Annotated in this window: 19 protein-coding genes; 9 read left to right on the forward strand and 10 right to left on the reverse strand. The window is 43.3% G+C overall.

Going from position 1 to position 20,408, the window contains the following annotated elements; genetic code table 11:
* Positions 1-12 precede the first annotated feature (12 nt).
* Entirely contained in the window at positions 13-255 is a 243-nt protein-coding gene (locus NYE49_RS05145) for a YhdB family protein (protein WP_003233373.1), read from the reverse strand.
* A gap of 200 nt (positions 256-455) precedes the next feature.
* Between NYE49_RS05145 and NYE49_RS05150 the strand changes: the two genes are divergently transcribed.
* Positions 456-779 carry a YqzG/YhdC family protein gene (locus tag NYE49_RS05150; protein ID WP_014476269.1) on the forward strand — a complete coding sequence of 108 codons (324 nt, stop codon included), beginning with the start codon at positions 456-458 and terminating at the stop codon, positions 777-779.
* Between the two features lie 41 nt (positions 780-820).
* On the opposite strand, the gene lytF is transcribed toward NYE49_RS05150, so the two are convergent.
* The 3 genes from lytF to NYE49_RS05165 all read right to left on the reverse strand — a co-directional run bounded on the left by lytF (position 821) and on the right by NYE49_RS05165 (position 4,646).
* Positions 821-2,287, reverse strand: coding sequence for a peptidoglycan endopeptidase LytF (gene lytF / locus NYE49_RS05155; protein ID WP_015483006.1), 1,467 nt, complete (start codon positions 2,285-2,287; stop codon positions 821-823).
* A gap of 152 nt (positions 2,288-2,439) precedes the next feature.
* The gene (gene nsrR / locus NYE49_RS05160; protein ID WP_014479293.1) at positions 2,440-2,880 is read right to left on the reverse strand and encodes a nitric oxide-sensing transcriptional repressor NsrR; all 441 of its coding nucleotides are present in this window, start codon (positions 2,878-2,880) and stop codon (positions 2,440-2,442) included.
* Positions 2,881-2,987: 107 nt separating this feature from the next.
* Positions 2,988-4,646 carry a mechanosensitive ion channel gene (locus NYE49_RS05165; RefSeq protein WP_174616650.1) on the reverse strand — a complete coding sequence of 553 codons (1,659 nt, stop codon included), beginning with the start codon at positions 4,644-4,646 and terminating at the stop codon, positions 2,988-2,990.
* A gap of 30 nt (positions 4,647-4,676) precedes the next feature.
* Here NYE49_RS05165 and spoVR point away from each other — a divergent pair, with 30 nt between their 5' ends.
* A complete protein-coding gene (gene spoVR, locus NYE49_RS05170; RefSeq protein ID WP_014479295.1) occupies positions 4,677-6,083 on the forward strand; it encodes a stage V sporulation protein SpoVR in 1,407 nt (468 codons plus the stop codon).
* Positions 6,084-6,112: 29 nt separating this feature from the next.
* On the opposite strand, the gene phoA is transcribed toward spoVR, so the two are convergent.
* The gene (phoA, locus tag NYE49_RS05175) at positions 6,113-7,498 is read right to left on the reverse strand and encodes an alkaline phosphatase PhoA (protein WP_174616649.1); all 1,386 of its coding nucleotides are present in this window, start codon (positions 7,496-7,498) and stop codon (positions 6,113-6,115) included.
* 528 nt (positions 7,499-8,026) lie between these two features.
* Here phoA and lytE point away from each other — a divergent pair.
* Complete coding sequence (gene lytE / locus NYE49_RS05180; RefSeq protein WP_174616648.1) at positions 8,027-9,031, forward strand: peptidoglycan endopeptidase LytE; 1,005 nt, start codon at positions 8,027-8,029, stop codon at positions 9,029-9,031.
* 70 nt (positions 9,032-9,101) lie between these two features.
* Here the strand turns inward: lytE and citR are convergent, their stop codons facing one another.
* Positions 9,102-9,977, reverse strand: a complete 876-nt coding sequence (citR, locus tag NYE49_RS05185; RefSeq protein WP_003233357.1) for a transcriptional regulator CitR — start codon at positions 9,975-9,977, stop codon at positions 9,102-9,104.
* 108 nt (positions 9,978-10,085) lie between these two features.
* On the opposite strand from citR, the gene citA reads away from it, so the two are divergent.
* The 4 genes from citA to NYE49_RS05205 all read left to right on the forward strand — a co-directional run bounded on the left by citA (position 10,086) and on the right by NYE49_RS05205 (position 15,302).
* Positions 10,086-11,186: a citrate synthase CitA gene (gene citA / locus NYE49_RS05190; protein WP_047182345.1), complete on the forward strand. Its 1,101-nt coding sequence runs from the start codon at positions 10,086-10,088 to the stop codon at positions 11,184-11,186.
* Positions 11,187-11,259: 73 nt separating this feature from the next.
* A complete protein-coding gene (locus NYE49_RS05195) occupies positions 11,260-12,129 on the forward strand; it encodes an SDR family oxidoreductase (protein ID WP_100506252.1) in 870 nt (289 codons plus the stop codon).
* 249 nt (positions 12,130-12,378) lie between these two features.
* Positions 12,379-13,776, forward strand: a complete 1,398-nt coding sequence (gene bcaP, locus NYE49_RS05200; RefSeq protein WP_003245791.1) for a branched-chain amino acid transporter BcaP — start codon at positions 12,379-12,381, stop codon at positions 13,774-13,776.
* 122 nt (positions 13,777-13,898) lie between these two features.
* Positions 13,899-15,302, forward strand: coding sequence for a sodium-dependent transporter (locus tag NYE49_RS05205; RefSeq protein ID WP_342410970.1), 1,404 nt, complete (start codon positions 13,899-13,901; stop codon positions 15,300-15,302).
* Here the strand turns inward: NYE49_RS05205 and NYE49_RS05210 are convergent.
* Positions 15,291-16,700, reverse strand: coding sequence for a PLP-dependent aminotransferase family protein (locus NYE49_RS05210; protein ID WP_047182347.1), 1,410 nt, complete (start codon positions 16,698-16,700; stop codon positions 15,291-15,293). The genes NYE49_RS05205 and NYE49_RS05210 overlap by 12 nt on opposite strands.
* 109 nt (positions 16,701-16,809) lie before the next feature.
* On the opposite strand from NYE49_RS05210, the gene NYE49_RS05215 reads away from it, so the two are divergent.
* Entirely contained in the window at positions 16,810-17,238 is a 429-nt protein-coding gene (locus NYE49_RS05215) for a GNAT family N-acetyltransferase (protein WP_047182348.1), read from the forward strand.
* Between the two features lie 31 nt (positions 17,239-17,269).
* Here the strand turns inward: NYE49_RS05215 and NYE49_RS05220 are convergent, their stop codons facing one another.
* From NYE49_RS05220 to sigM, 3 genes are read right to left on the reverse strand one after another with little or no spacing between them, the layout of a single operon-like run.
* Complete coding sequence (locus NYE49_RS05220; RefSeq protein WP_003233341.1) at positions 17,270-17,560, reverse strand: anti-sigma-M factor; 291 nt, start codon at positions 17,558-17,560, stop codon at positions 17,270-17,272.
* On the reverse strand, positions 17,548-18,624 hold the full coding sequence (locus NYE49_RS05225) for an anti-sigma factor (RefSeq protein ID WP_010886459.1): 1,077 nt from the start codon (positions 18,622-18,624) through the stop codon (positions 17,548-17,550). The genes NYE49_RS05220 and NYE49_RS05225 overlap by 13 nt, the downstream gene beginning before the upstream one ends.
* Positions 18,614-19,105, reverse strand: a complete 492-nt coding sequence (sigM, locus tag NYE49_RS05230; protein WP_003224177.1) for an RNA polymerase sigma factor SigM — start codon at positions 19,103-19,105, stop codon at positions 18,614-18,616. The genes NYE49_RS05225 and sigM overlap by 11 nt, the downstream gene beginning before the upstream one ends.
* Before the next feature lie 196 nt (positions 19,106-19,301).
* Here sigM and akrN point away from each other — a divergent pair, with 196 nt between their 5' ends.
* The gene (gene akrN / locus NYE49_RS05235; protein ID WP_047182349.1) at positions 19,302-20,297 is read left to right on the forward strand and encodes an aldo/keto reductase AkrN; all 996 of its coding nucleotides are present in this window, start codon (positions 19,302-19,304) and stop codon (positions 20,295-20,297) included.
* Positions 20,298-20,408: the final 111 nt, after the last annotated feature.

Here is a 20,408-nt window from a genome sequence, read left to right on the forward strand (position 1 = left end):
GCCGGGATTTGTTTATGTGAGAAGGGCTATTTGATCTTCATAAGTCAGCTCTGTGGCATGATCAATATAACGGAGAAGGGAATACAGCATCTTTTCTAAAACGGCGTAATCCTGTTCAAAATGATACGCATGCAGAAAATGCTCAATTCGTTTTGATAACAAATCGTCCTCTGTACGCACCATTAAAATTAATAAATTATCCCATTGAGAACGATGGGTGTAATAAAGCGCTTTATCGTAATCGGCATAATCCATGAATCGCTTCTCCTTTCTTGGGTGAGAAGTTCATGATTAGTTTATGCCGCATCCTCTGTTATTGACGGGGCAAAACTTGCCGTCTGCGTCAGTAAAGGGGTAGCAATATGAGGGAGACATAAAATCAAAATGCCTGAATGAAGATATCGCTTTTGGTAAACCTATGAGGGAACATATTCTGGGTACAGGAGACTGAAAAAATGAAATCTCTGCCGTATACCATTGCGCTTCTTTTTTGCGGATTGATTATCGTGTCAATGGCTGCAAAAGGTCATTCAACGGACACAAACGAGTCCGTTCAAAAGTGGGAACAGCTTGCCTGGAGCAAAATTCAGGATGAATATAAGGGCGCTTCATTTTCTGATTATGCTTATATGGGGCGTACAGAGGTGAATGATCAGCAGACGAAAGATGTCTTTCGGGTGACAGTCAGACAAAAAGATGACACTTTTTCTGTTCGGGCCGAAGTCTATTTTCATCCGGTGACAAATCATATGATCAGCATCAACGTCTTTAGGCTCTAATAAAAAACTGTACAGCCGTTAAGGCCGCACAGTTTCTGTTTTTAGAAATATCGTTTTGCACCGAGATAGCGCTGTTTCCAGTAAGAGTTATTCATATTGGAAATGACAACTCCGGAATCGTTGGCATTTATGAATTCCCCGTTGCCTAGGTAAATTCCGACGTGGGAAGGGCCGGCTTTATATGTTGTAAAGAAAACGAAATCTCCGACAGCAGGCTGGCTAACTGATTTCATTGTGTTCCAATATCCCGCTGCCGTTAATCTAGATACGGATGTGACTTTGTTCAGTACATAATAAATGAATCCGCTGCAGTCAAACCCGGACGGTGTCGTGCCTCCCCAGCGATACGGAACCCCAAGCTGCGCTTTAGCGGCCGAAATCATTGTGTTAATCTTCGCACTCGTTGAGCTGGTGGTGTTTGAAGAACCGGATGAAGACGATGATGAAGCTTTTCCGGAAATGACCAGCTTTTGGCCAACCTGCAAGACATCCGTTTTTAAATTGTTTTTCTCACGAATCTGCTGAGCTGTTACATTAAATTTTTGTGCAATCACCCATAAGGAATCACCGCTTTTCACCGTGTATGTAGTCGTCGTGCCGGAGCTTGCATTTGACGAAGAAGACGACGATGATGAAGAGCCTGAAGATGCTTTACCTGTCAGCTTCAATACTTGTCCAACGTAAAGCACATCTGATTTCAGATTGTTGATATTTCGGATTTGCTGTACAGTCAGGTTATAGTTGTTTGCGATTTTCCAAAGTGAATCACCGCTTTTAACGGTATATTTAGTTGTTGCTGAAGATTGGTTCGATTTGGATGAATTGTCTTTAGAAGACGTATCAGAGCCGCTTGATTTTGTTTTCAACACCTGATTCACGTAAATGGTGTCTGATTTTAAGTTGTTCAAGACCTTCAATTCAGCGATGGACATATTGACTTTGTTTGCAATTTTCCAAAGTGAATCTCCAAGCTGCACCTTATATGTTCCCGTAGAAGATGAAGAACTTGAACTCTTATTAGAACTGCTTTTTGAACTGGAGCTTGAACTCTTATTAGAGTTGCTTTTTTTACTGGAACTAGAGCTTGAAGAAACAGTACCGGACACCTTTAATTTCTGCCCAGCACGAATTAAATCGCTGCTTAGTCCGTTTAATTTTTTCAGTTCCTGTACCGTCATTTTAAACTCATTTGCGATCAGCCAAAGTGAATCTCCGCTTTTCACTGTGTAAACAGAACTTCCGCTCTTCTTGGTTGTTGAGCTTGAAGTAGATGAAGAAGTGCTGGATTTGCTGCCTGGAATAGTAAGCGTCTGGCCGATCGACAGAACAGTAGTCGAAAGATGATTGGCGGATGTGAGGGCCGCCACACTTGTGTTATAGGTTTGGGCCAGTTTCCATAAAGAATCTCCGCTTTTGACCTTAATCGTTGCTGCTTCAGCTGGTGTCACTACTAAAGTTGTGCCGACAATCGCAGATGCTGTCAGCCCTGCTGCTAATTTCTTTTTCATCTTAGCTCTCCTTTTTCCCCCAATGATTTTGCATTTGCTGTTTCTTTTTTATATCGGCACATTTGTCTCATCGTTTTGCCTTTTTATAAAAATAGCCAAATTATCTTAACAATAAGGGGGAAAAAGGGCATAAAAAAAGAAGGAATCTTAATCTATTCCTTCATTTTTAAAAGCTTCATGATATCTTCTTTGTTTTTGACGAGGTCGCGCAGTGTGTATTTGTCTAAAACTGCGAGGTAGGCTAAAAGCGCTTCATTCAGCACATGTTTTAAGCCGCAAACCGGGGAAATAACACAGAGATTCTTGTTCGCATCAAAACATTCAACAATATTAAAATCGTCCTCCGTTTTTCTGACAACCTCACCGATGTTGATGTCTTCAGGTTCCATGCCTAATCGTATGCCGCCGCCCCGTCCGCGTATCGTTTCTACGTAGCCGAGCTGGCCGAGCCTGTATATGACTTTCATGAGATGATTTTTTGAAATAGAATACGTTTCGGCAATCTGTTTTATATTTGAAAGTTCTCCGGGACGCTCTGCAGCCAGAAAAATCAACACTCTTAATGAATAATCTGTATAATTGGTTAACTTCATAATAAGACCTCAGAATAAGACATTTTCTATATCTTATCATAATCGATTGAAAAATGAAAAAAAAGGAATTGAAAAAACATGCACCCAGCTGGGTGCATGTTTTTTGCTTACATGTCATTCGGCGGATTTTGGTTTTTACGGTTTTTTTCGATTTCTGTGTTTTGCATTTTGCGTTCAAATGTAGACAGATAACGTGATGCAAAATCCTTACCGCCAAGGCCGAAGGATAAACCAAAAGCAAGTGCGAAGCCGCTAAGAACGATGATGAACGCGGAATTGACGATTGTCGCAGCGACACCAAGCTGATCCAGGGCCATAAAGAAAGCAAGTGCGATAATCGTATATTTAGCAATAGGTGCTAAAGACTTGAATTCCTGACCTTTTATCATGCTTGCGAGCACTTTTCTCACCAATTCTCCTGCGTAAAGGCCGAGTCCGAGAATGAATACGGCGACAAGGACATTCGGCAGATACGCGATGATGCCGGTGGCAACTTCTACGAGGAAGTGCAGCCGAACAATTTGAAGCGCCTCAGCTGTAAAGAGCAGAATGACAATGATTTGCGCAATCATACCGACAACTTGAGACAAGGACAGCTTTGCAGGCGTTCCGGCTTCCATGCCCATTTTCCCTAAGACAGAATCAAAGCCTGCGCGATGGAGCAGTCCGGACACCATGGATTTCACCCATTTTCCTGCCCAGATACCCGCTAAAACAAGCACGATGGCAATTATGATGTTCGGAAGCATGTTTAAAATCGTATTCAGCATAGAGACAGCTGGTTTTGAAATGCCGGCGACATCCAGCTGATCAAGCGCTGAAATGACCACCGGAATCATAATCAGCACATAAGCGATTGTTCCGATGACTGCTGAAAGGCTTGTGTCTTTTAAGTAAATTGATAAACCCATACGTGCCGCGAATCTTTCCGTGCCGATGCTTGCAAGGAAATTCGTAATGATATCACGGACAAGGCGGGCAACAAGCCAGCCGATTAATACGATAAGCGCCGCTGCAAATAATTTCGGCAGAAAAGCGAGCACGCTTTCCATCATATTTGTAAAAGGACCTGAAATGCCGCTGATTTTCAAAGAAGATAAGACCCCTGGCAGAAAAACAAGCAGCACGAGATAAAAGACAATTTGTGAAGCGGTATTGACAGCCTGGTGAATATCTTTTCCTTCAGACACCAAATTCCACTTGCGCAGTTTGTCACTCGTGTTCAGCTTCATCCCGATTTTTTTGACAAGGAAGCTCAAAACAGAGGCTGCAGCCCATCCTAACAGCAGAATGAGTCCGGCTTTCAGCACGCTTGGGATCGCAGCTGCAATCGCCGAAAGCATACTGACAAACGGCGATGCCACTGTTGTCAGGTGCAAAATGTTAAAGAATAAAATAAAGACGATGATCAGTGCGATAAAATAAACGACCTTGCTTATGACTTTTTCCGAGGAATAGCGTGAAGGCTTTTTCCCAGCAAAGAGCTTGTCGTCGATTTTTGTTTTGCTGAGTCCTTTGTATACCGCTTTTTCAATGATTTTAGCAATAGCCCAGCCGATTAATAAGACGAGTAAAGCAATGATTACGTTTGGCAGCTTACTGAGATAAGAAGAAAGCACGTCTGCTACATTCAATTGGTATCGCTCCTTTTTCGTAGTATGGTGTGTGTTTACCCACTGATCCAATAAGCAAACAGATGAATGTGCCGGAGGAATTTTTTCTTGCCCGAGTGAGACTATCATCTTTTGTCTGGCGGGCTCATACATTATAGATAAGTCCAAGTAGGGGGGATTCGGTTGAACGCGGAGGAGAAGAAGGGATTACAGCGGGCAATTGAGGAAATTACCGAAATTGCAAAAGGATTCGGCCTTGATTTCTACCCGATGAGATATGAAATCTGCCCGGCTGAAATTATTTATACATTTGGCGCGTACGGGATGCCGACAAGATTCAGCCACTGGAGCTTCGGCAAGCAGTTTCATAAGATGAAGCTGCACTATGATCTAGGGTTAAGTAAGATCTATGAGCTGGTCATTAACTCAGATCCATGCTACGCTTTTTTGCTGGACAGCAACTCACTGATCCAAAATAAATTGATTGTCGCACACGTTCTTGCCCATTGCGATTTCTTCAAAAACAACTGCCGTTTCCAAAACACGAAGCGCGATATGGTGGAAAGCATGGCGGCAACAGCTGAACGGATAAAACACTATGAACAGGTTCACGGGATAAAAGAAGTCGAATCTTTTTTAGATGCGATCCTTTCGATTCAGGAGCATATCGATCCGTCGTTGGTCCGACCAAAGCTCCAATGGAGTGTGGATGATGAGGAAGAGGAGATTGAAGAGGCAGCCACGCCTTACGATGATCTATGGTCTTTGGATGAAAAGAAACCGAAAAAACAAGTGAAAAAATCGAAAAAACCGTTCCCGCCGCGGCCTGAAAAAGATATCCTGCTTTTTATCGAGGAGCATTCCCGGGAGCTGGAGCCATGGCAGCGTGATATATTAACGATGATGAGAGAGGAAATGCTTTATTTCTGGCCTCAGCTGGAAACCAAGATTATGAATGAGGGCTGGGCTTCCTATTGGCACCAGCGAATTATACGTGAGCTTGATTTAACCTCTGATGAAGCGATCGAGTTCGCCAAGCTGAATGCAGGTGTCGTTCAGCCGTCCAAAACAGGCATTAATCCTTATTATTTAGGGCTAAAAATATTTGAAGACATTGAGGAGAGGTACAACAACCCGACGGAGGAAATGAAGAAAATGGGCGTGCAGCCTGACTCCGGCCGGGAGAAAATGTTTGAGGTCAGGGAGATTGAATCCGATATCTCTTTCATCCGCAATTATTTAACCAAAGAATTAGTCATGCGCGAGGATCTTTATTTATTTCAAAAACAGGGCCGAGATTATAAAATCATCGATAAACAGTGGAAGTCGGTGCGCGACCAGCTCGTAAGCATGCGGGTAAATGGCGGTTTTCCATATTTGACAGTAAACGACGGCGATTATATGAAAAATAACGAGCTCTATATTAAGCATTGGTATGAGGGAATAGAGTTAGATTTGAAATATTTGGAGAAAGTGCTCCCTTATTTATTCCAGCTTTGGGGAAGAAGCGTGCACATTGAGTCTGTGCTTGAGGATAAGGAAGTCATGTTTTCGTACGACGGAAAAGGTGTTCACCGCAGATATTTATAAAAAAGAGGATGCAGCGTTCTGCATCCTTTTTATTTTCCAGTTTTTAAAATCTTAAATATGATGTTTGCCTGGTCCGTATTGTTAATCAATCCGCGGAATTTTTCTTTTCCGGGGCCGTACGCGTATACCGGTACTTCTTCGCCGGTATGATCGGTACTCGTCCATCCGCTGTTGGAGCGGGTATTAAAAATCTTGATGATAGCTTTGTAGGCCCCTTTGCTTTTGTCAGCCTGTGCAGCTGCTTCAACGCTTTTGATTTCTTCAGATGTGAATTTCAGATTGGCATAGCGGGCGAGCACATCTTTAACCGGCTTGCCTTTACTGATTTTTTTGGCCATGAATTCAGGTGTTTTCTTAGCGGAGAGAATCGGTTCTGCGTGCCAATTCTTTTCCCCGTTCGCGCCAATGGTAAAGCCGCCGGTTGTATGGTCAGCAGCTGCAATCACAAGTGTATGTTTGTCTTTTTTCGCAAATTCAATCGCGGCTTTATAGGCCTGTTCAAAATCTTTAACCTCGCTCATGGCTCCTACGGTATCATTGTCATGGGCCGCCCAGTCAATCTGGCTCCCTTCGACCATCAAGAAAAATCCTTTTTTATTTTGGTTCAGGCGATCAATTGCTGAAACCGTCATGTCTTTGAGAGACGGTGTTTTACTGTCACGGTCGAGCGCTTTAGCAAGCCCTCCATCTGCGAAAAGCCCGAGCACCTGCTGATCTTTATTTTTTTTCAATGCTTGTTTCGTTGTCACATAGCTGTAGCCGGCTTGTTTGAATTCCTTTGTCAAGTTTCTATCCTTGCGGTTAAAATAAGATTTTCCGCCGCCGAGCAGCACGTCTATTTTATGTTTGCCTTTTATTTTGTCATCCATATAGCTGTTGGCGATTTGGTCCATATTTTTCCGTGATTCATTGTGGGCGCCATATGCGGCTGGAGTGGCGTGGTTAATTTCAGACGTGGCGACAAGCCCTGTTGACTTGCCTTGCTGTTTGGCCTCTTCAAGTACAGATTTCACTTTTTTTCCGTTTTTATCGACGCCAATTGCATTGTTATATGTCTTAACGCCTGTTGCTAATGCTGTTCCGGCTGCTGCTGAATCTGTAATATTATAGTCAGGGTCATCCGGATGCGTCATCATCATGCCTGTCAGGTTCCGGTCAAATTCTGTTAACTTCGGGTTATTCGGTGTGTCACCGTTATTTTTCATGGAACGGTAGGCTCTTATGTAAGGCGTCCCCATGCCGTCGCCTATCATCACAATGACATTTCTGATCTCAGCTTTGTCTTGTTTTTTGGCGCTGGCCTTTTCTGTTTGCTGCAGCTCAGCTCCGGCAAAAATTCCAGCTGTAAGGACAGAAACAGCGGCGATTGGCAGAAATTTTGATTTCATTTTTTGAAACAAATTCATTTTTTTCATGCCTCCTTTAATGTATTCCGTTTATCATGTTAGGAAAATTTTGTTAAATATGGCTGTTGATCATGTAAACAATAAGTAAAGCCTTGTAAGGAAATGAAAAAACACTTTTCGTTATCTTGCCTTATTTGATGTAAAGCATTCATTTTTCAGAAAAATCTTTACCTCTCTGTCTTTGCATGATATGTTTGTTTAAATAAAAAAACTGCGGATAACCGCAGCTCTCCTCGAATATTCTTTATCACTCATTTACCGGTATGTGAGCCGACCCCGAAAGTTTTTCATTTATTTCCTTTATGTTGAAAAACATCCCATAAAACATGACAAAAGCACTCATTTTTTGTCACCTTTGCAACGAAAATGAAATATTTAATACCCTTAAAAACTTTTTTTTAGAACGAATAATTAAGAAATTTGTCACATGAAGTCAAGACTATTTCTGATGGGAATCTATCCTTATAATAGAAATCAATAAGAATAATTAAAAAAAAGAGATACATATATAGAGAGTTAACATTTGGGGAGGAAAATATGAAAAAGCAAATCATTACAGCTACGACAGCAGTTGTTTTAGGATCGACGTTATTTGCAGGAGCGGCATCTGCACAAAGCATTAAGGTGAAAAAAGGCGACACGTTATGGGATCTTTCAAGAAAATACGACACAACGATCAGTAAAATTAAATCAGAGAACCACCTTCGTTCAGACATTATTTATGTGGGACAAACTTTATCGATTAACGGCAAATCTACAAGTTCAAAAAGCAGCAGTTCTTCTACCTCTTCTTCTACATACAAAGTAAAGAGCGGGGACAGCCTTTGGAAAATTTCAAAAAAATACGGCATGACAATCAATGAACTGAAGAAGCTGAATGGCTTAAAATCAGATTTGCTTCGTGTTGGACAAGTCCTGAAACTGAAAGGTTCAACTAGTTCAAGCAGCTCCAGCTCATCAAAAGTGTCATCGTCTTCCACTTCTACTTATAAAGTGAAGAGCGGAGACAGCCTTTCTAAAATTGCGAGCAAATACGGCACTACGGTTAGCAAATTAAAAAGCTTAAACGGCTTAAAATCAGATGTAATCTATGTCAACCAAGTATTGAAGGTGAAAGGAACAAGCACAAGCAGCTCAAAACCTGCTTCATCTTCATCATCTTCAAGCAGCAAAACGTCATCTACATCACTTAATGTGAGCAAACTGGTTTCTGATGCAAAAGCGTTAGTCGGAACGCCATATAAATGGGGCGGAACGACAACTTCCGGCTTTGACTGCAGCGGATTCATTTGGTACGTACTGAATAAACAAACAAGTGTGGGCAGAACAAGCACTGCAGGATACTGGAGTTCTATGAAGAGCATTGCCAGCCCGTCTGTTGGTGATTTCGTCTTCTTCACAACATATAAATCCGGCCCTTCTCACATGGGGATTTACATTGGAAACAACAGTTTCATTCATGCAGGGTCTGACGGCGTACAAGTCAGCAGCCTGAACAACAGCTACTGGAAGCCTCGTTACCTCGGTGCGAAAAGATTCTAATTTTTAGAGAAAACCCGTTCATTGGAACGGGTTTTTTTCATTAGACGGAGCACAGGCGTTTTGGTTGCTCCTAAAAATGAAAATGTGATAAAAAATCCAAGAATTTTTTTTCTTTCTTATTTTCATAAAGGGCAATCGCGTAAGCGCCTGCATAGGGCAGCTGTACAGACTGATAAGGAATTCTGATCATCTGTTTCTCTGCTAACTCACGCTTTACTGTAGATAAAGGCAGAAATGAAACTCCGAGTCCTTCCTTGATAAACCGTTTCGTTATATGTGTTTGAGTGACCTTCATTGTTCTCACAAATGGAAAAGTCATTCTGACTTGACGGAGCAAGTCGTCCCAGTAATCAGGATGATTGTGGGTCAAAAGCAGGTATTGTTCGAGCACCTCTTTGGCATCAATTTCGTTGTCTTCTATGAAACGCTTATCGGGCGGGGCAACAAGGACGACAGGGTCTTTGTATAAGCAGTGGCAGCTTAAAGAAGAAGACTGTACCTTTAAACAGCTTAGTCCGATATCTGCTTCCCCGGCTTTAATCAGTGACGCGATTTCCGCTGATTCGAAAATCGTAACCGCCATTTCTGTTTCCGTATTCATTGCTGTGTACCGCTTCATGACAGAAGGAAGCACTGTATCTGCAATAAGTGGAGAAACCGCGAGCTGTAAGGTTTGAGAGTAGCCTTGTCTCACTCTGTGAAGCTCTGCCATGCTGTTTTCATAATCATCAAGAAGCCTGAGCGCATACGGCAAATACGCCCTGCCTTCATCAGTCAGCTGGATTTGCCTGCCTTTACGCTCGAACAGCTTGCAGCTGATTTCTTTTTCTAATTGCTTGATATGTACGGTCACAGTGGGCTGAGATAAGAAAAGCGTTTCCGCTGTTTTTCGGAAGTTCTCATATTTTGCAGCGGTCACAAAGGTGTGAAGCCATTTGAAATCCATTTCTATTCTCCCTCTGATTAATATTTTTAATTAATTCCCTTTAAAATATTCATTATTTTTTAAATATTATATTTACTATAATAACAGAAAAGGATAGGGGGAATACAAATGGTACATTACGGATTAAAGGGAATTACATGTGTGGAAACATCCATCAGCCATATTGATGGTGAAAAAGGGCGTCTGATTTACAGAGGACATCATGCAAAAGACATCGCACTGAATCACAGCTTTGAAGAAGCGGCTTATTTGATTTTATTTGGAAAACTGCCTTCAACTGAAGAATTGCAGGTATTTAAAGATAAGCTGGCTGCGGAACGGAATCTTCCGGAACATATTGAGCGCTTGATTCAATCACTGCCAAACAACATGGACGATATGTCGGTGCTGAGAACGGTTGTTTCAGCATTGGGGGAAAATACGTACACATTCCATCCGAAAACAGAAGAAGCAATCAGGCTGATTGCAATCACGCCTTCCATCATTGCATACAGAAAAAGATGGACGCGCGGTGAACAAGCAATTGCACCTTCTTCCCAGTACGGACATGTCGAAAACTACTATTATATGCTCACAGGTGAACAGCCTTCAGAGGCAAAAAAGAAAGCGCTTGAAACCTATATGATTCTGGCCATGGAGCACGGCATGAACGCATCCACTTTTTCGGCACGAGTCACGTTATCAACAGAGAGTGATTTAGTGTCAGCCGTCACGGCTGCTCTCGGCACGATGAAAGGTCCGCTGCACGGAGGCGCTCCTTCTGCGGTGACAAAAATGCTTGAAGACATTGGAGAAAAAGAACATGCTGAAGCATATCTAAAAGAAAAACTCGAAAAAGGAGAGCGCTTGATGGGATTCGGCCACAGGGTGTACAAAACAAAAGACCCGCGGGCAGAAGCTTTGAGACAGAAAGCAGAACAGGTGGCCGGCAATGACCGTGATCTTGATCTTGCGCTGCATGTAGAAGCAGAAGCGATTCGTTTGCTAGAAATCTACAAACCGGGACGAAAGCTGTACACAAATGTTGAATTTTACGCGGCTGCAGTGATGAAGGCCATCGATTTTGACGATGAATTGTTTACTCCGACCTTTTCAGCAAGCCGAATGGTAGGGTGGTGCGCCCATGTGCTGGAACAAGCAGAAAACAACATGATTTTCCGCCCGTCAGCGAAATATACCGGTGCCATTCCCGAGGAAGTTCTTTCATAACATATTTTGGCGTTTATTCATTTCTGTCGTGTGGTAACGTTCAGTATCAACCACATGTCTAGGAGTGATGAATGTGAACCCAATGGACAGACAAACAGAAGGACAAGAACCGCAGCATCAGGACAGACAGCCGGGCATTGAGTCAAAAATGAATCCGCTGCCGCTGTCAGAGGACGAGGATTATCGTGGAAGCGGAAAACTGAAAGGAAAAGTCGCAATCATTACTGGAGGCGACAGCGGAATAGGGAGAGCAGCAGCTATTGCCTTTGCTAAAGAGGGGGCTGATATCTCCATTCTATACTTAGACGAGCATTCGGACGCAGAGGAAACACGTAAACGGATCGAAAAGGAGAATGTCCGCTGCCTGCTTATCCCGGGAGATGTCGGGGACGAGAACCATTGTGAACAAGCTGTGCGGCAAACAGTGGACCATTTTGGTAAACTCGATATCTTAGTGAACAACGCCGCTGAACAGCATCCCCAGGACAGCATTCTCAATATTTCAACAGAACAGCTGGAAAAAACCTTTCGCACAAATATTTTTTCCATGTTTCATATGACGAAGAAAGCTTTGCCTCACCTGCAAGAGGGGAGTGCCATTATTAATACGACATCGATTACCGCTTATGAAGGGGATACGGCGTTAATTGATTATTCCAGCACAAAGGGTGCGATTGTCTCCTTTACGCGTTCCATGGCGAAGTCGCTTGCAGATAAAGGCATCAGAGTGAATGCGGTGGCGCCCGGTCCGATTTGGACACCGCTTATTCCGGCGACATTCCCTGAGGAAAAAGTGAAACAGCATGGCTTGGATACCCCAATGGGAAGACCGGGACAGCCGGTTGAGCATGCAGGCGCCTATGTTCTGCTGGCGTCTGACGAATCTTCCTATATGACAGGGCAGACCATTCATGTGAATGGCGGCCGTTTTATTTCAACGTAATCAACGAAAAACCAGCTCCAGAGCTGGTTTTTTTGTATGGTAAAAAATTTCAAAATAAAAAATTTGTCGATTTTTCTAACAATTTTGTTTTCATTTTTGCAATTTTATATATAATATTGAGTAGGAGAAAGGAATGATTCGCGACCAGTACAAATATAGTAGAAAAAAAGAAAAATGACCATTGTTGCTCATGAATTCAGAAAATTCAAATAAAATATATAAAAATAGATGATCGGGAGTTGAAGGGGAATGAAAGGGAGCGTTTTTAGGAAGAAAAGCATTCAGGATTTAATCGCTGCGACGAGCGGGGAAAAATCTTTAAAAAGAGAATTAGGGGCATTTGATTTAACGTTGCTTGGAATCGGCGCCATTATTGGCACAGGGATTTTTGTTCTGACGGGAACAGGTGCAGTCACGGCCGGTCCCGGACTGACCATTTCATTTGTTGTGGCGGCGCTGGCTTGTTTATTCGCCGCCCTGTCTTACGCGGAATTTGCGTCAAGTGTTCCTGTTTCAGGTTCGGTGTATACATTCACTTATGCGACATTGGGAGAGCTTATGGCCTTTATTATCGGGTGGGATTTAATTTTAGAATACATGCTGGCGGTAAGTGCAGTGTCGGTCGGCTGGTCTGGTTATTTCCAATCGTTTTTATCTGGGCTCGGCATTCATCTTCCGGTTGCTTTAACAGCGGCACCGGGCGCAGTGAAAGGCACCTTTACCCTGTTTAATCTTCCTGCATTCGTCATTGTAATGGCGATCACATATTTGCTTTATTTAGGCATCAAAGAATCAAAAAGAGTCAACAATATCATGGTTATCTTGAAGATACTGGTTGTTCTGCTGTTTATCGCGGTGGCAGCCGTTTACGTGAAGCCGCACAACTGGCAGCCGTTTATGCCAATGGGCTTTGGCGGCGTATTCAGTGCAGCGGCGCTCGTATTCTTTGCTTTTATCGGATTTGACGCTGTTTCCTCTGCTGCGGAAGAGACGAAAAACCCCGCGAAAGATCTGCCAAAAGGCATTATTTTCTCTTTATTGGTTTGCACGATTTTATATGTCACTGTATCAGCAATCATGACTGGGGTTATCCCGTTTGCTCAATTTGCGGGTGTGGATCATCCGGTTTCTCTAGTTCTTCAAAGCGCAGGACAAAACTGGGTGGCTGGCATCATTGATATTGGCGCCGTGCTGGGAATGACAACAGTTATGCTCGTGATGCTTTACGGGCAGACACGCGTCATGTTTGCCATGTCGCGTGACGGACTTGTGCCAGGCTCACTTTCTAAAGTGCATCCAAAGCACAAAACACCTTATGTAGCCACTTGGTTTTTCGGAACGATGTCGGCGCTTCTCGGCTCACTTGTTCCGCTGGATGAACTTGCAAAGCTGGTAAACATCGGGACGCTGTCGGCATTTGTCCTGATTTCTGTGGCAGTTATCGTTTTGAGAAAGAAGCAGCCCGATCTTCCGAGAGCCTTTAAATGCCCGGGAGTTCCCGTGATCCCAGGCCTGGCGATTCTGTTCTGCCTGTTCTTGATTTTAAATCTGGGATGGGTGACGATTGTCCGCTTCCTAGTGTGGCTGTTAATCGGCTTGGTAATTTATTTCCTGTATTCAAGAAAGCATTCAAAATTAAATCAATAAATAACCTTTTGATAAAGAGAGCGGTCATACAGGCCGCTCTCTTTTCTGTTCTTGGCAAATGAATCTATAGAAATGAAGACAAAAATAAGAGATAATATAGGCTGGAAAGGAAGTGACGTTTATTGTCTGAGCAAAAACCAGTCCAATGGGCTTCGAAAATCGGTTTCGTCATGGCAGCGGCCGGCTCGGCTATCGGCTTGGGCGCGATTTGGAAGTTCCCTTACGTAGCGGGGACCAATGGGGGAGGAGCCTTTTTTCTTATCTTTGTGTTATTTACCATCCTCTTAGGCTATCCGCTTTTGGTGGGGGAATTTATTTTTGGAAGACGGAACCAGATGAATGCCATTGATGCATATAAAAAAGAAGCGCCACGATCAGCTTGGTTTCTTACGGGGTGGATCGGCGTAGCCGCGTGTTTCTTAGTGCTGTCGTTTTACAGTGTAATTGGGGGATGGATTTTGCTGTATATCGTAAAAACGGCGTCAGGCTCACTGTCCGGGCTTTCTCAAGCACAGTATGGCGATCTTTTTGCTTCTATTATCCAAAATCCGGTGCAGACGCTCGCGGCTCAGCTTGTCTTTATGGTACTTACTGTCATCGTTGTCGCAAGAGGGGTTCAAAAAGGGATTGAACGGGTAAGCGCGGTGATGATGCCGATTTTGTTTTTATTGTTTATTCTGCTCGTTCTTCGGTCTCTTACGCTTAATGGTGCGATGGAAGGCGTAAAGTTTCTGCTTGTGCCTCATTTCGGCGATCTGACTCCGGAATCCATATTATTCGCGCTGGGACAGGCCTTCTTTACGTTAACACTGGGGGTTTCGGTGATGGTGACCTACAGCTCTTATTTGCCGAAAACACAAAATATCCCTCGTTCGGCAGCCTCCATTGTCTTGATGAATATCATTGTGACACTCTTGGCAGGTTTGGCTATTTTTCCGGCGGTTTTCTCATTCGGTTTTCAGCCAAATGAAGGACCGACACTGCTGTTTACAGTGCTTCCGGCCGTTTTTGAACAGCTTCCGTTCGGCACGTTGTTTTTTATCGGCTTTCTCGTTGCATTTTTATTTGCAGCCTTAACCTCAGCATTTTCTATGGTTGAAATTATCGTTGCCACAATCGGAAAAGGGGACGAAAAGAAGAGAAAAAAACTGTCATGGACGAGCGGGCTTTTGATCTTTTTGGTCGGAATCCCATGCTGCTTGTCTTATGGCGTATTGAGTGATGTGCACCTATTTGGCAAAACATTTTTTGATATTGCCGATTTTACCGTCAGCAATGTTTTAATGCCTTCAGGCGCTCTGTTAATTTCTCTATTTATCCCGCTGAAAATTTCGAAAAGCGAACTCTTATCTGAAATGCGAAATGGATCAAATGCAGGTAAAGCATTCTTTTACACGTGGTTTTATTTGCTTCGTTTTATCGTGCCGCTTGCCATTATTATCGTGTTCTTAAATTTAATCGGGAATTTTATCATTTTAAAAAAACAGGCTCCGTTTCTGGGGCCTGTTTTTTATTTAATAAGATGATATCAATGGTGCCCATGCCGTTTTCAGTTTTTGGATGCCGAGCCTGATGTCCTCTTCTGACAAACCGCCATAACCGATTAAGACAGAAGCAAAAGGCGTCTGTTCTTTATATGAGGGAGACACGGGATAGATGGTTACACCGTGGTCTGCGGCTGCTTGTATTGCTTCTTCCTCACTTGCTGGAAACAAAAGGCGCAGCAGAATGTGAAGCCCCGAGTTCTTACCGAGAATCTCAACGGTGTTTCCCAGTTCAGAGCGAATGGCTTCTAACAGGATAGCGTGTTTTTTTCGGTATAAGCTTCTCATTCTATTTATGTGTTTTTGCCACTCTCCGGTTTCGATGAAGTCTGCCAGTGCCAATTGCGAGTGAACAGAGACGGTCTGCTTCATTAACTGAGCACTGTTTTTAATCGGTTCCATGAGTTCAGGGGGCACAATCATGAAGCTGAGCCGCAAAGAAGGCAGAAGTGACTTTGAAAAAGTGCCCAGATATATGACTCTGCCATTCGGATCAAGACCCTGTAAAGACGGAATGGGATGGCCGCTGTAGCGAAATTCTCCATCGTAATCATCTTCTATAATGAATGAATTTGTTCCTGCCGCCCATGCCAGCAGCTCCTGTCTGCGGGTAATCGTCATAATGGTCCCAATCGGAAACTGATGCGAAGGAGTCGTATACATGAGATAAGGATTCTGACGGTAGAGCTCATCCGGCAGGACGCCTTCTGCATCAGAACAAATCGGAGTGACATCCATGTGATTTGCTTCAAACATCCTTCTTGAACGGTGAAAGCCTGGTTCTTCAAAACCGATTTTTGTACCTGGCTTTAGCGAAAGGCAAAGAATTTGCAGAAGCACGGTGGTTCCTGCGCCGATGATAATCTGGCCGGGTTCGCAATTTACTCCCCGAGACAGCCTGACGAATCGGGCAATCATGTGCCTGAGTTCGTATTCTCCTTGAGGGTCGCCAGAGGTGTGAAACGATCCGGAATAGCGATCAAGACTTTTTACTATGCTTTTTCTCCATGCGTTAAAGGGAAAGAGGGTCGGATCAACGCTGCCCTGATGGAAGTCAATAGCAGGTGCGTTCTTTTCAGGTAATCCCGGCTGTACAGACTGCTGAAAATGGTCAGGAGCTGTCGGGAATCCTGGTTCTACTTCCGCCGCGAACCAGCCGATTTTCGGCTTGCTTTTGACATAGCCCTCAGCAGTTAATTGCTCATAAGCTCGTTCTATAGTTGCCGTGCTGACATCGAGCAAGCTGGAGAGCCTGCGTTTTGACGGAAGTCTTGTTCCCTTTGTGATTCGCGCATGTGAAATTTCTTGTTTAAAAAAGGTATAAAGCTGCTCATACAGCGGTGTTTTGCTCTTTTTATCAAGAAACGGCGTAATATCCATCTCATGTCTCCTTTGTAGCTGGCATGGTCATTTTTTCTGATATTGGCTATTTGGCAAATGCCATTTATTAGCTATGATCATTGTAACGAAAGGAAAGGGGATTGAGAAGATGATCCATATGAAACAATTAACCTCGAAAGAAGAATGGGCTGAGTCGTATCCGATTATGAGTGAATTGAGAACAGAACTGGATATAGAGACGTATTTACAAAGGCTTGAAGCCTGTGTGCAGAAAGAATCGTATATGCTGTTTGCCTTATATGAAAATACAGCAATCAGAGCGCTGTGCGGGGCTCTGCCGAGAGTTTCCATTCATAAAGGAGAGCACTTGTGGATTGCGGATCTTGTTACAACGGCACCTTGCCGATCAAAGGGATACGGCAAAATGCTTTTGGATTATACCTCAGACTGGGCGAGAAAAGCCGGACTCGGTTTTGTCAGTCTTTCATCTGGCCTTCAGCGTAAAGACGCACATCGATTTTATACAGATAAAATGGGTTTTACTATAGAAAGTTATTTGTTCCGAAAACCGGTATAACGAAAAAAAGACGCCTGAAAAGGCGTCTTTTTTAAAAGCCAAACTGTAAATTCGTATCTACAGATACAATGGTATACACACAAATAATCACAAAGAGATTAAGGATGACGCCGAGCAGGCCGGGGCCTGTGCGCCCTCTCTTGATGAAGAGTTCAACAACGCCAAACGGAACGGCAGCCATGGCGAATGGAAGCATTTGATAGGAATAAAACGTGACGTTGCTGATAATGGCCAAATTCAGCAACAGCAGGGACAGAACCGCTGTCCCGACAGAGATCCAGCCGAATACATTGTGTTCTTTAAAAATTCTTACCAGTTCCATAATTCCACCTCGCCGACATTCGCTGATTTTACAGATTTATTTTTCAGCATGCGCTGGATTTCCTTGGTTGGCCCTGTAACGACCGAACCGTATACATTGACACCGTTTTTCTCTACATAATCTAATCGGTTATCTACATTCAGGTCTTTCCGTTTTGAAATGACCTGAGCCCATTTTTCGTGTTTGGACATGAATTTCAGGGCGTTGATAAACTGATCGCCATTCGACTTGCCTTTTGTATTAAGGGCGGCCAAGAACTTTGAATCCTTCCCAGGATAGCCAAGAGGTTCTGTGGAAGCTGTCTTATTTGTGTTTTTCTCTGTTTCGATTGCGTTCCACAAAAAGCTCACATCATAGCCTTTGAATTTGTTATACACGTCTTTTGTCGGATATGCACGGTCATATGAAAGGTAGACCTCTGATACCGTTCCTTCGGGCAATGTGCTTAACGTTTTTTCTGCTTTTGCGGTCGTTTGTTCAGACTTGTTTGAAGGATGTGTAAAGTAATGGCCGGTTTTATTCACTTCTAAGTCATAGTAGTTTACTGCCGGCGCTTTTACTTTGTTATAAAACATTTCAACCCGTTCATTCCCTACGGCAGCCGTCTTCGTGCCAATCTGCTTTTGCAGCGGGAATTCCGTATTCATTCCAAATAGTTTCACTTGGCTTTTCAGTCCGGAAGTATCAACAAGAACATTCGGCATGGTCAGGGCTACAGTGACTGCGGCAGTTTCCATAAACTCATTGCCGGTGCTGTGTTTTCCACCCATTCCGTAATAGAGGTAGCTTCCCAGCGTACAAAGCGGCAAAATCATCAATGTCGAAATGACGGCAAGCACAGAAATTCGCAAATAAGACTTGCGTTTGCCGTAGGCTAAAATCGCTTTTTGTTTTTCAGGACTGATGCTGAGATCCCAATCGTTATCGTCCTCTAGTTCGCTGTCAATCAGTTCCTGATATACTTCGAGCTTCTCAAGTTCTTCCTCAAATGCAGTCATTTCCTGGTCGCTCATTTCCCCATTTTTATATTGATCAAAACGCTTTTTAAATTCTTCATTCATCATTAACACCTCTATTATAAAGTGCTTTCAGCCGCTGTCTGGCACGAAATAAAACACTTTTAAAATTCGCCTCTGAAATATTCATAATATGGGATGCTTCTTTGTAGTTTAACTCTTTTAAATAATATAGCGTTAAGGCCTCCCGATAATTATCGGGGAGCTCGGACATATAACCAGTCAGCACTTCCTTTATCTCTACCTGATGGGCAGGACTTTGAACAGCATTTTGAAAGAGGCTTCCGATTAAGTCATCAGAAATGGTTACTTCTTTCTTATGCTTTCTGACGTAATCAATGAAGGCGTTTCGCGCCACTTGAAAAAGCCAGGGCTTTACTTTGCTGTGATCATAGGAGTGAATGTGTATGTATGCCCGCATAAAGGTTTCCTGCAGCAAGTCTTCAGCAAGATGCTTGTCTTTTGTCATGGAGAGCAGGAACCTGTAAACATCATTCATGTACATTTGGTAAATTTCATCGATCGTCACTGCCTTTTCTCCCCTCTATGTTATACACGCATAAGAAAGGTTTAAAGTTGCACATTACATGCAAACGGCTTTTTTATACCTAATCAAACACCATTACTATATAGTACCCAAAAATGGCCCCAAAAGATAGTGCGGAGAAATGTTTAACATTTTTTCCAGAGGGGAAAAGATAGTGAAAAAGTGAAGGAGTGGCAAAATGGAATATACCAGTATAGCAGATACAGGAATAGAAGCCTCCAGAATCGGCCTCGGCACATGGGCCATTGGCGGAACGATGTGGGGAGGCACTGACGAAAAAACATCGATTGAAACAATCCGCGCCGCTCTTGATCAGGGGATTACACTGATTGACACCGCGCCGGCTTACGGCTTCGGGCAGTCCGAGGAAATTGTCGGAAAGGCAATCAAAGAGTACGGCAAAAGAGACCAGGTGATTCTCGCAACGAAAACGGCTCTGGACTGGAAGAACAACCAGCTGTTCCGCCATGCGAACAGAGCGAGAATTGTAGAGGAAGTTGAGAATTCTTTGAAGCGGCTTCAAACAGACTATATTGATCTTTATCAGGTGCATTGGCCCGATCCGCTTGTGCCAATTGAAGAAACGGCTGAAGTCATGAAGGAATTATATGATGCGGGAAAAATCCGGGCGATTGGCGTCAGCAATTTTTCAATTGAGCAAATGGATACATTTCGCGCCGTCGCACCTCTCCATACGATTCAGCCTCCATATAATCTGTTTGAAAGAGAGATGGAAGAGAGTGTTCTTCCTTATGCGAAAGATAACAAGATAACAACATTATTATACGGCAGTTTATGCAGAGGGCTGTTAACAGGAAAAATGACCGAAGAGTATACATTTGAGGGCGATGATCTGCGTAATCACGATCCAAAATTCCAGAAGCCCCGCTTTAAAGAGTATCTTTCTGCTGTCAATCAATTGGATAAGCTGGCGAAGACACGTTATGGAAAATCAGTGATTCACATTGCTGTCAGATGGATCTTAGATCAGCCGGGAGCGGATATCGCTCTTTGGGGAGCAAGAAAGCCTGGGCAGCTTGAGGCCCTATCTGAGATTACAGGCTGGACGCTGAACAGTGAAGATCAGAAAGATATCAATACTATATTGGAAAATACGATATCAGACCCTGTCGGACCGGAGTTTATGGCCCCGGCGACCAGAGAGGAAATATAACAAAAGCTGAGGATGAATCCTCAGCTTTTTGGCGTTTTAACGGGAGAAATCTTAAAAATTAGTACCAGGTAATAAAAAATGTTGTTATAATAGATGACAGAAAGAATCATT

This window comes from Bacillus sp. FSL L8-0358, assembly GCF_038593095.1.
Lineage (GTDB): Bacteria > Bacillota > Bacilli > Bacillales > Bacillaceae > Bacillus > Bacillus subtilis.

Coding starts and splice junctions, on each gene's coding strand:
- NYE49_RS05150 (WP_014476269.1), top strand. CDS start 456: ATGAAATCTCTGCCGTATACCATTGCGCTTCTTTTTTGCGGATTGATT.
- citA (WP_047182345.1), top strand. CDS start 10,086: ATGGTACATTACGGATTAAAGGGAATTACATGTGTGGAAACATCCATC.
- NYE49_RS05210 (WP_047182347.1), bottom strand. CDS start 16,700: ATGGATATTACGCCGTTTCTTGATAAAAAGAGCAAAACACCGCTGTAT.
- lytF (WP_015483006.1), bottom strand. CDS start 2,287: ATGAAAAAGAAATTAGCAGCAGGGCTGACAGCATCTGCGATTGTCGGC.
- NYE49_RS05165 (WP_174616650.1), bottom strand. CDS start 4,646: ATGTATGAGCCCGCCAGACAAAAGATGATAGTCTCACTCGGGCAAGAA.
- phoA (WP_174616649.1), bottom strand. CDS start 7,498: ATGAAAAAAATGAATTTGTTTCAAAAAATGAAATCAAAATTTCTGCCA.
- NYE49_RS05215 (WP_047182348.1), top strand. CDS start 16,810: ATGATCCATATGAAACAATTAACCTCGAAAGAAGAATGGGCTGAGTCG.
- akrN (WP_047182349.1), top strand. CDS start 19,302: ATGGAATATACCAGTATAGCAGATACAGGAATAGAAGCCTCCAGAATC.
- lytE (WP_174616648.1), top strand. CDS start 8,027: ATGAAAAAGCAAATCATTACAGCTACGACAGCAGTTGTTTTAGGATCG.
- NYE49_RS05145 (WP_003233373.1), bottom strand. CDS start 255: ATGGATTATGCCGATTACGATAAAGCGCTTTATTACACCCATCGTTCT.
- citR (WP_003233357.1), bottom strand. CDS start 9,977: ATGGATTTCAAATGGCTTCACACCTTTGTGACCGCTGCAAAATATGAG.
- NYE49_RS05225 (WP_010886459.1), bottom strand. CDS start 18,624: ATGATGAATGAAGAATTTAAAAAGCGTTTTGATCAATATAAAAATGGG.
- NYE49_RS05220 (WP_003233341.1), bottom strand. CDS start 17,560: ATGGAACTGGTAAGAATTTTTAAAGAACACAATGTATTCGGCTGGATC.
- nsrR (WP_014479293.1), bottom strand. CDS start 2,880: ATGAAGTTAACCAATTATACAGATTATTCATTAAGAGTGTTGATTTTT.
- bcaP (WP_003245791.1), top strand. CDS start 12,379: ATGAAAGGGAGCGTTTTTAGGAAGAAAAGCATTCAGGATTTAATCGCT.